Annotated in this window: 2 protein-coding genes; both read left to right on the forward strand. The window is 48.0% G+C overall.

Features of this window, described 5'->3' with window-relative positions; all coding sequences use genetic code 11:
- Nucleotides 1-14: 14 nt before the first annotated feature.
- Complete coding sequence (locus CLV59_RS21840; RefSeq protein WP_111594196.1) at nucleotides 15-9,599, forward strand: non-ribosomal peptide synthetase; 9,585 nt, start codon at nucleotides 15-17, stop codon at nucleotides 9,597-9,599.
- Nucleotides 9,580-11,009: type I polyketide synthase (locus CLV59_RS21845; protein ID WP_170137864.1), on the forward strand; the 1,430-nt coding region annotated here is incomplete at its 3' end. The genes CLV59_RS21840 and CLV59_RS21845, both read left to right, overlap by 20 nt.

An 11,009-nucleotide genomic window follows, 5' to 3' on the forward strand; every position in this document is an offset into this window, starting at 1 on the left:
GACAATCAGATAAAATGGATAAGAAAGTAATACACAGTGTATTTGAAAAGGCGGCAGAAAAGTTTCCTGCCAACACCGCTGTCGTATCAGCGACTGAAAACATTACCTATTCTGAACTGAATGCGTACGCCAACAGGTTGGCACATGTACTGCAACTGGCTGGATGTACACCGGAACAGATTGTAAATGTCGTCATTCCGGCCTCTGTTCCTCAGATAACTGCACTGCTGGCCATCTTCAAAACAGGTGGCGTCTATCTTCCTGTGGATATTGCTTTCGCAGAAAAAAAATTGCAACAGATCTTCCGGGATACATTCGATGGAATACTGGTAGTAACGGCTGCTGAAAAAGAATTCGTATGCCGCCGTCTACAAGAACTGGAGGTAGACATTCAGCGTCTCATTGTATTGCACGATGATCGCCGCATCGATCTCTACAGGTGTGAAAAAAGTGTATTCCTTCCCGTTACCTTTACAGAAGAGAATGACTGGCAGCGCAATCTTCCCCTGATCGCTGATGGTAATAGCAGTAACTACATATTTTATACTTCCGGCTCCACGGGGGAAGGCAAGGCTATCCTCGGCGCCAATGCTGGTCTTAGCCATTTTATCCACTGGGAAACCAAAGAATTTGGCTTCAATGAAACATTGCGGGTAAGTCAGCTCACCGCAGTTACCTTCGATGCTGCTCTTCGGGATGTATTCACTGCACTGATCAACGGAGGAACAGTATATATCCCTGCTGCTGAAATAAAAAATGATCCTGCCGCATTACTGGCATGGCTGGGAGAGAATAGGATACAACTGGTGCATTGCGTACCCTCCCTTTTCAGAGTACTGACAACCGAGTTGATATTAAACCTGGAGGCAGCAAAGCAACTCCAAGTGAAATATCTGTTGATGGCAGGTGAGATGTTGTATGTAAAAGATGTGCTTAACTGGCGCCAGGTAATGGGCGACCGCACGCAGTTGGTGAATCTCTACGGCGCTACAGAAACCACACTGGTCAAAACTTTCTACAGGATCAATGAAGTTTCCGAAAATCCTTCTCAGTCTATACCTGCTGGTAAACCCATCAGTAATACTACTGTGGCTATCATCAGAAATGGACGTGTATGCCAGCCAGGAGAAACCGGAGAGATCTATATCAAAACACCATTCGCCACCAAAGGCTATTATAATAATGAGGCGTTGACCAGCGCCTGTTTCGTACAAAATCCACTGGCTACAGTACCGGATATCGTTTATAAATCCGGGGACCAGGGAAGATATCTGGCAGACGGTAACATCGAAGTGATCGGCCGCCTGGATAATCTGGTAAAGGTAAACGGTGTGCGGGTAGAGCTGGGAGAAGTGGAACGGGCTATGCTGGGGCTGGAAAACGTTACTGGTTGCGTAGTGACGGTACATCGTTCTGTTGATAATATATCGACATTGACTGCCTATTACACCGGAGCATCACTTGAAGCGGATGTACTCCGCCTGCAGCTATCGCGCTATCTCAATCAACAACTGATACCAACCTGGTTTATCCACCTCGACAAATTTCCTTTAAACACTAATGGAAAGATAGACCGTAAAGCATTACCGGCACCCGTACAGGAACAGCTTCAGGGAGAAGCGCCTGAAGGCGAGCTGGAAATGGCATTGGCAGACCTTTGGAAAGCCATACTGGGACTGGAAAAGGTGGGGAGGAATGTTTCTTTCTTCAGTGCAGGGGGGCATTCTTTGAGAGCTATGCAACTGTTAGGCAGGATACACAAGGCATTCGGTACGGCGATGAAAGTACAGGACATCTTCCTGTATCCTACTATCAGAGAGCAAGCTGCATACATTGTACGCCATAAAACCGGGGAGAAATACAACATCAGGTCCGTTGGCGAGAAAGCCAGTTACTCCTTGTCCTCTTCGCAGAAAAGGATTTGGGTGTTAAGCCAGTTTGAAAACAGCAGCGTCGCTTATAATATGTCAGGCGCCTACGTTTTTGAAGGTGACCTGGACGTTGCAGCGCTGGAATACAGCCTGCAACAGTTGGTGGCCAGACATGAGAGCTTACGCACCTTATTCCGGGAAGATGTTGATGGAATCAGGCAGTTTATCCTGACTGCGGATATTGCCGCTTTTCGTATGCAGTTCCAGGATCTGAGAACCGCAGCAGATGCGGCCCATACTGCAGATGAGCAAGTGCGCAAAAGTATGGCGGAGCCTTTCCAACTGTCGGAAGACCTGCCTATCCGCGCTGAGCTCTTACAACTGGAAGATAACAAATGGGTGTTTCTGTTCACCATGCATCATATCATCTGCGATTACTGGTCTATGATGATATTGGTAAAAGAACTGTGGACGTTGTATAATAGCCAGGTGCGAGGGGAAGCATCTTCCTTGGTTCCTCTGAAACTTCAGTACCGCGATTATGCTTCCTGGCAAGAGCAGCAGCTGGAGGAAGGGTTACTGGAACAAGCCCGGAAATACTGGATGCAACAACTGAGGGAAGAGCCGCCTGTGCTGCAGCTTCCCACAGATTACCCACGCCCTGCCATGAAATCTTACAACGGCAGTATTGCCGCACGTGTACTCGATAATGGAGTGATAACCCGTCTGCAGGAAATGTTGCAGGACAAAGGAGCGACCCTCTTTATGGGCCTGCTCGCTGCTGTAAACTCTCTGCTATATAAATACACCGCACAGGAAGACATGATAGTGGGCAGTCCCGTAGCTGGCCGCTATCATGCAGATCTGCAGGACCAAATCGGCATGTATTTGAATACTTTGCCCCTAAGAACAAGGTTCAGTGCAGCAGAAAGTTTCAACCAACTGTTGGATCAGGTAAAAAGTATGACACTGGCAGCCTATGAACATGAAGCTTTTCCGTTTGAGCTTATGCTCGAAGAACTGCCACTGCAGCGCGACATGAGTCGAAGTACTTTGTTCGATGTGCTCATCGATCTACATGATACCCGTGATCTGAAAAACATACTTCCGGAGTCCGGACTTACGGTAAACAGGTATCAAGGCACAGCGCATGTTGTCAGCAAGTTTGATCTGACATTTATGTTTATGGTATCTGAAAGTGATGTATATCTATCGCTTGAATATAATACAGATCTTTTCTCTGCCGCTACCGCCAACAGAATCATCGATCATTTTGAATACCTGCTGGCAGCGCTGACTACAGACCCGTCAACCCCTGTGTGTGACCTGAATTACCTGAGCGCATCCGAACAGGATCAACTGATCAATGGCTTTAATCATTCGTTGGAAGCAGGCTTTCCCTATGCTAGTGTGGTGGAGCTTTTCCGCGCGCAGGCGGCGCAACAACCCAATGCTGCAGCATTGATATACGAAGGGCACACGCTTAGTTATGAAGAACTGGACCAGGCATCAGATAGACTGGCAGTATATCTCAGTAACAGCTATGAGATCAAAAAAGAGGAGCGCATTGGTATATTACTGGACCGGTCGGACAAGATGCTGATCAGCATCTTGGGAGTACTGAAGTCGGGCGCAGCCTATGTACCGCTGGATCCGTCTTATCCGGTTTCCCGCAAGGAATTTATTATACAGGATGCTGGTATCAATATATTGCTAACGCAGACAGATTATATTTTTGATCTGTCTTACTACACCGGAGCAGTAGTAGCGGTGGATGTGCAGCTGGATACGCTGCCTTTGCCAGCGTCTGCATCTACCTACACGCCATCGCCCGATTCGCTGGCTTATGTGATCTATACTTCGGGATCAACCGGTATGCCGAAAGGCTGTGCAATCATGCACGGTAATTTATCTGCTTACATACAATGGGCCAACAGCCACTATTTTGAAGGTGGTCGTCCACATTTCGGGTTGTTTACTTCTTTGTCGTTTGACCTAACGGTAACGACTATATTCTGTCCTTTGACGAGCGGAGGTATGTTAACCATCTTCCCGCAACATACATCGCTGAGCGCTATCCTGGAAGCAAGTTTTGATGGCAGCCACGGCATAGACAGTATTAAACTAACGCCTTCCCATATCAGTATGCTGCGCCAACTGGAAATAGATACCACATCAGTGAGATGCGCTATTGTAGGAGGAGAGCAGGTGCTGGGCACACATGTAGAAACGCTGCAAGGCATGAATGGCAATATGTCTGTTTATAACGAGTACGGCCCTACGGAATCGACGGTAGGTTGTATCGTGGCATCCCTGTCATTGAATGAGCCTGTGATTATCGGAAAGCCGATATCCGGCACAGGTATCTATATTCTTGATGCGGGTGGGAGGATATGTGGCACAGGCGTTACCGGTGAAATCTGTATCACAGGTGCAGGCCTGGCAGCCGGTTATCTGAATCAGCCGGCATTAACGGCGCGGCAATTCACAGATAATCCTTTCCTTGCTGGATACCGCTTGTATAAAACCGGCGATCTTGGCTACTGGCAGGCCGATGGCAACCTTGTTTATATAGGTCGTCGGGATGAGCAGGTGAAGATCCGCGGTTTCCGCATAGAGCCCGGAGAGGTGGCGCATGCGCTGCAACAACACCCATCCGTGCAGAACGCAGTAGTGGTGGCAGTTACCGCCTCTGGAGGCGAAAAGGAGCTGGCTGCCTACCTGGTGGCTGATCAGGAATTAAATGCTGGTGAGCTGAGAGAATTTCTGTCAGAAAGTCTTCCTGCCTATATGGTCCCTTCTCATTTTGTGCAACTGGAAGAAATACCACTGACGCAAAACGGCAAGGCCGACAAACGTCGGTTGCCGGACCCGCTGGGAATGGAAATAGAGTCCGGTGCAACATATGTTGCTGCAAGTAATGAAGTGGAACAACAACTGATTGCGGTATACGAAGAAGTGCTGAAGAAAAAGAACATCGGTATTAAAGATGATTTCTTCGTACTGGGAGGCGATTCCATCAAATCCATCCAGGTGGTTTCCCGTATGAAACAAAGGGGCTACACGCTTACCATTCAGGATCTATTACTGCATCCGGTGCTGGAAGATACCGCCACCTTTGTATTGAAGAACAGTCGTTCCATCAGTCAGGATATCATTACTGGTAAGATTCCATTGAGTCCTATTCAGTATTATTTTTTCTCCAATAATTTTAAAGAAAAACATCATTATAACCAGTCTGTTTTATTACAGTGTCAGACAACAATCAATGAAGCGGCGCTGAAAGCAGCGCTGGAAAAAATATTGCTGCACCATGATGCCCTGCGGATGGTATATCGTCAGACGGCCGGAGGCTGGGAGCAGGAAAATAAAGGAGCAACACAAGGATATGCGCTCGAAATATTACCTTATCATACATTAGATTTTGATCAGCATTGTAACCGTATACAGGCAGGCATCAATCTGGAAACCGGTCCATTGGTCAAGACTGCCATCTTCCGTGATGCAGCAGGAGATCGGCTGTTGATAGTAGTACACCACCTGGTGATGGATGGCGTTTCCTGGAGGATATTGCTGGAAGATATATCTGCGTTGTATGAGCAGGCGCTGGCAGGACAAATATTAAGTCTGCCTATGAAAACGGATGCTTTTCAATTCTGGCAGGAAAAACAGACCGCTTATGCCTCCAGCGAAACATTGCAGCGGGAAGCGGCCTATTGGTCTGCCATTGCAGCACAGCCTGTACCGCATCTTCCCCTGGATTATCCCGGTGGTACCAACCTGATAAAAGATATCAGCTTCCGTTCATTCACACTGGACCAGCAACTAAGCACACAGTTGTTTACGGGTTGCTATAGTGCCTATCATACGGATACAAATGATGTGCTCCTGACAGCATTGAGCCTGGCACTGGCAGATGTATTTGAAACAGACCGCGTATTGATCAATCTTGAAGGCCATGGTAGGGAACAAATCGGTGCCGAAGTAGATGTGACCCGTACCATTGGATGGTTTACAAGCATCTATCCGGTGCTGTTCAATATGGAATACCGGGCGGATATGATCCGGCAGTTGATAGAAGTGAAAGAACACCTGCACCGTATACCTAACAAGGGCATAGGCTATGGTATTCTCCGTTATATGACGGCAGCGGAAGTAACCACGACACCCGAAGTTAACTTCAACTATCTTGGCGACTTTGGCCATAGCGTTACCGCAAGTGATGGCGCAGCGTTATTCCGTTTCAGCGGAGAGCCGCATGGCCGCACTATTTCAGAGAACTGGGAAAGAACCTCTCTGCTGGATATTTCCGGTATTGTGGCGGAAGGCCGGCTGCGGCTGACGGCAGGATATAATACTGCACAGTTCCATGCTGCCACCATCGATCGATTGATGGCTGCTTTTGAACAGCATCTCGGGCTGCTGATCCGCCAACTTGCCGCTACGGCTACAATTCATCTCACGCCATCAGATCTCACCTGCAAGGACCTCAGTGTGGAGGCGGTAATGGCACTTACGGCATCCGGCAGTGTGGAAGACGCCTATACATTAAGCCCCCTGCAGGAAGGGTTGTACTATCAATGGCTGATCAACCCTGCTTCCAGCGCTTATTTTGAACAGATGAGCTATGAGGTGAAAGGTGCACTGGATGTAGCATTGCTGGAAAAGAGCTATAATCAGCTCGTAGCCCGCCATGGTGTATTGAGGACCTGCTTCACGCAAAGCTATGGCGACCGACCTTTACAAATAGTGCAACGCCAGGCTGGCAACCATTTCAGTTGCCTTGATATTCGTCATCAGCCTGAGTTCTCCATACAAGCATTCCGCGATGCTGACAGGCAACAAGGCTTTAACCTTCACGAAGGTTCTCAGATGCGTCTGAAGGTGCTGAGAAAGGATAATGATCTGTATGAATTTGTCTGGAGCCACCACCATATCCTGATGGACGGATGGTGCGTGAGTATCCTGATACAGGAATTCTTCAAAATATATTACAGTCTGCAGCAGGGCATTTCACCCGCGCTGGATAAACCGGTTCCTTATGCTGATTACATTGAATGGCTGAACGGGCTGAATACTTCTGCCAGCCTGGATTACTGGCAGTCCTATCTCTCCGGTTATGAAGAGGCAGCAGTACTACCTTCCCGGAATCCCACCGGTAATTATGTTTTTAAACCGGAGAAACAGATTTTCCATATCGATGGTACACTCAGGAAAGAAGTAAGTAACTTCTGTTCCGGGCTGGGTATAACAGAAAGCACTTTTATACAAACAGTATGGGGACTACTGCTTGGTAAATACAATAGCAGTAATGATGTAGTGTTTGGCGCAGTTGTTTCCGGACGCCCGGCAGAGCTGCGCGGCGTAGAGCAGATGATAGGTATGTTCATTAATACGGTGCCGGTGCGCATCCAGGCAACCGCTGATATGCAGGTGAAAGAGCTGTTCCGGAAAGTGCAGTATGCTTCACTGGAGAGTGTGCCATATCACTATACACAACTGGGGCAGATACAAGCTGGCCATCATTTGGGCAGAGAACTCTTCAATCATATTATTCTGTTTGAAAACTACCCGGTGCAGCAGTTGATAGAACAGAATATGGAGAAGCTGGAAGAAGATGGCGTACTCTCCCTTGTATCCTGTACCGGCTTCGGACAGAATAATTTTGATCTGACGATAACAGTATTGCCGGGTGAGGATATTATGATCAAATTTGAATACAATAGTCACACCTATGAGCCGGCGATGATGGCACAGTTGCAGGAACATTTCCTGCAGATGACACGGTCCGTGATATCACAAGAAGAAGCATTGGTAAATGACCTGCATTACCTGAGCGCATCCGAACAGGATCAACTGATCAATGGCTTTAATCATTCGTTGGAAGCAGGTTTTCCCTATGCTAGTGTGGTGGAGCTTTTCCAGGCACAGGCAGCACAACAGCCCAATGCCGCAGCATTGATATACGAAGGCCACACGCTTAGTTATGAGGAACTGGACCAGGCATCAGATAAACTGGCAGTATATCTCAGTAATACCTATGAGATCAAAAACGATGAGCGCATTGGTATATTACTGGACCGGTCAGATAAGATGCTGATCAGCATCCTGGGAGTACTGAAGTCAGGTGCAGCCTATGTACCGCTGGATCCGTCCTATCCGGTTTCCCGCAAGGAATTTATTATACAGGATGCTGGTATCAATATATTGCTAACGCAGACAGATTATATTTTTGATCTGTCTTACTACACCGGAGCAGTAGTAGCGGTGGATGTGCAGCTGGATACGCTGCCTTTGTCGGCGTCTGCATCTACCTACACGCCATCACCTGATTCGCTGGCTTATGTGATCTATACTTCGGGATCAACCGGTATGCCGAAAGGCTGTGCAATCACGCACGGTAATTTATCTGCATACATACAATGGGCCAACAGTCACTATTTTGAAGGTGGTCGTCCACATTTCGGGTTGTTTACTTCTTTGTCGTTTGACCTAACGGTAACGACTATATTCTGTCCTTTGACGAGCAGAGGTATGTTAACCATCTTCCCGCAACATACATCGCTGAGCGCTATACTGGCAGCAAGTTTTGATGGCAGCCACGGCATAGACAGTATTAAACTAACGCCTTCCCATATCAATATGCTGCGCCAACTGGAAATAGATACCACATCAGTGAGATGCGCTATTGTAGGAGGAGAGCAGGTGCTGGGCACACATGTAGAAACGCTGCAAGGCATGAATGGCAATATGTCTGTTTATAACGAGTACGGCCCTACGGAATCGACGGTAGGTTGTATCGTGGCATCCCTGTCATTGAATGAGCCTGTGATTATCGGAAAGCCGATATCCGGCACAGGTATCTATATTCTTGATGCGGGTGGGAGGATATGTGGTACCGGCGTGACCGGTGAAATCTGTATCACAGGTGCAGGCCTGGCAGCCGGTTATCTGAATCAGCCGGCATTAACGGCGCGGCAATTCACAGATAATCCTTTCCTTGCTGGATACCGCTTGTATAAGACCGGCGATCTTGGCTATTGGGAGGCCGATGGTAACCTTGTTTACATAGGTCGTCGGGATGAGCAGGTGAAGATCCGCGGTTTCCGCATAGAGCCTGGAGAGGTGGCGCATGCACTGCAACAACACCCATCAGTGCAGAACGCAGCAGTGGTGGCCGTTACCGCGTCTGGAGGAGAAAAGGAGCTGGCTGCCTACCTGGTGGCTGATCAGGAATTAAATGCTGGTGAGCTGAGAGAATTTCTGTCAGAAAGTCTTCCTGCCTATATGGTCCCTTCTCATTTTGTACAACTGGAAGAAATACCGCTAACACAGAATGGCAAGGCCGACAAACGCCGGTTGCCGGACCCGCTGGGAATGGAGCTGAGGTCCGGTGTGGAATATGTGGAGCCTAGAAATGAGATTGAAGAAAAATTGGTGGCAATATGGAAAGACTTGCTGGGTAAAGATAAGATAGGAATCCGCGATAATTTCTTCGATGCAGGTGGCAACTCCATTAAGATTGTCCGCCTGTCACATCTATCCACAAAACTGTTGGGTAAAGACATCAGCGTCGCGCTATTATTCCAGTATCCGAATATAGAAGACCTGGTCGACTTTATAGTCGATGAGCCGGTGTTGGTAGCTGGTGAAGATGATGATTTTGACAGAGATGAATTAATAGGTGACCTCAATAAATTTAATGCGTATGAAGATGACCTCAGCTAAGCAGTATGATGGGCTGGAAATAGCTATCATAGGGATCTCCGCCCAATTCCCTGGCAGCAACGATTACCGGGAGTTCTGGAATAACCTTGCAGCAGGCAGCGAATCGCTGCAGTTCCTGACGGATGAGGAATTGAAAGAAAGAGGTGTAGATGCCACCCTGCTCAACGACGCCGCTTTCGTAAAAACGGCCGGTGGGGTTTTGTCAGAAAAAGAAACATTTGACAACGGATTCTTTGGCTATACAGTAGAAGAAGCAACACTGATGGACCCGCAGATAAGGTTATTCCATAAGCATTGCTGGAATGCCCTTGAGGATGCGGGATACACTGCTGCGATTGATAAAAAGAAAATAGGATTATTTGCTGGCGCATCAGGTAATACCAACTGGAAAATACACCTATACGGACAATCGGCCAACAGTAATGTTGATCCGTTGTATTTGAGTATGATAAGTACGCCTAACTTTATTAATACGCTGGTGGCTTATAAACTCAATTTGCGCGGTCCTGTTTTTTATGTAGATTCAGCCTGTTCCACTTCTCTTGGAGCTATACATTTGGCGTGCAGGAGTCTGCTCACTAGAGAATGCGCGCTGGCGCTGGCGGGTGGTATCTCCATTCAAACTACCCGAAAGAAAGGATATAAATATCACGAAGGCCGCATCTCTTCGAATGACGGCCATTGCAGAACATTTGATAAGGACGCCTCCGGAACTGCAGTAGGAGAGGGCGCCGGCGTAATTGTACTGAAACGCCTCAGTGAAGCCATGAAGGATGGCGATAATATCTACGCTATAATCAGAGCTACCGCAGTTAATAATGACGGTGCGCAGAAAGTAGGATATACCGCTCCCAGTGTAAAAGGACAGGCGGAATGTATTGCTGCCGCAATGAAGATGGCAAATGTGGAACCCGGCAGTATCAGCTATGTAGAGGCCCATGGTACAGCCACCAGGTTAGGTGATCCTATTGAAGTAAGAGCGCTCAACGAAGCTTTTGCACTGGGAGGTAAAGAAAAAACCTGCGCAATAGGATCTGTGAAAAGTAATGTCGGACACCTTGATACGGCTGCAGGCGTAGCTGGGCTAATAAAAACAGCGCTCTGCCTGCAACACCGGCAACTGGTGCCCAGTCTGCATTTTAAAGCCGCCAACCCCGAGATAGATTTCAATGGCGGCCCTTTCTTTGTGAATACGAACCTGCAATCCTGGGAGGGCCGTGATGGCCAGCCCCTGCGCGCGGGGGTGAGCTCCTTCGGTATTGGCGGTACCAATGCACATGCCATCCTGGAAGAGGCGCCTGTACGCAGCGACAGTGATGCAGGACGTAAATATAAACTGCTGACAGTTTCCGCCAAGACGGCCGGCGCTGTTGAAAGATACTTGTCTTCCCTACGGGGCTTCCTGGAACA

This window comes from Chitinophaga dinghuensis (assembly GCF_003259435.1).
Classification (GTDB): domain Bacteria; phylum Bacteroidota; class Bacteroidia; order Chitinophagales; family Chitinophagaceae; genus Chitinophaga; species Chitinophaga dinghuensis.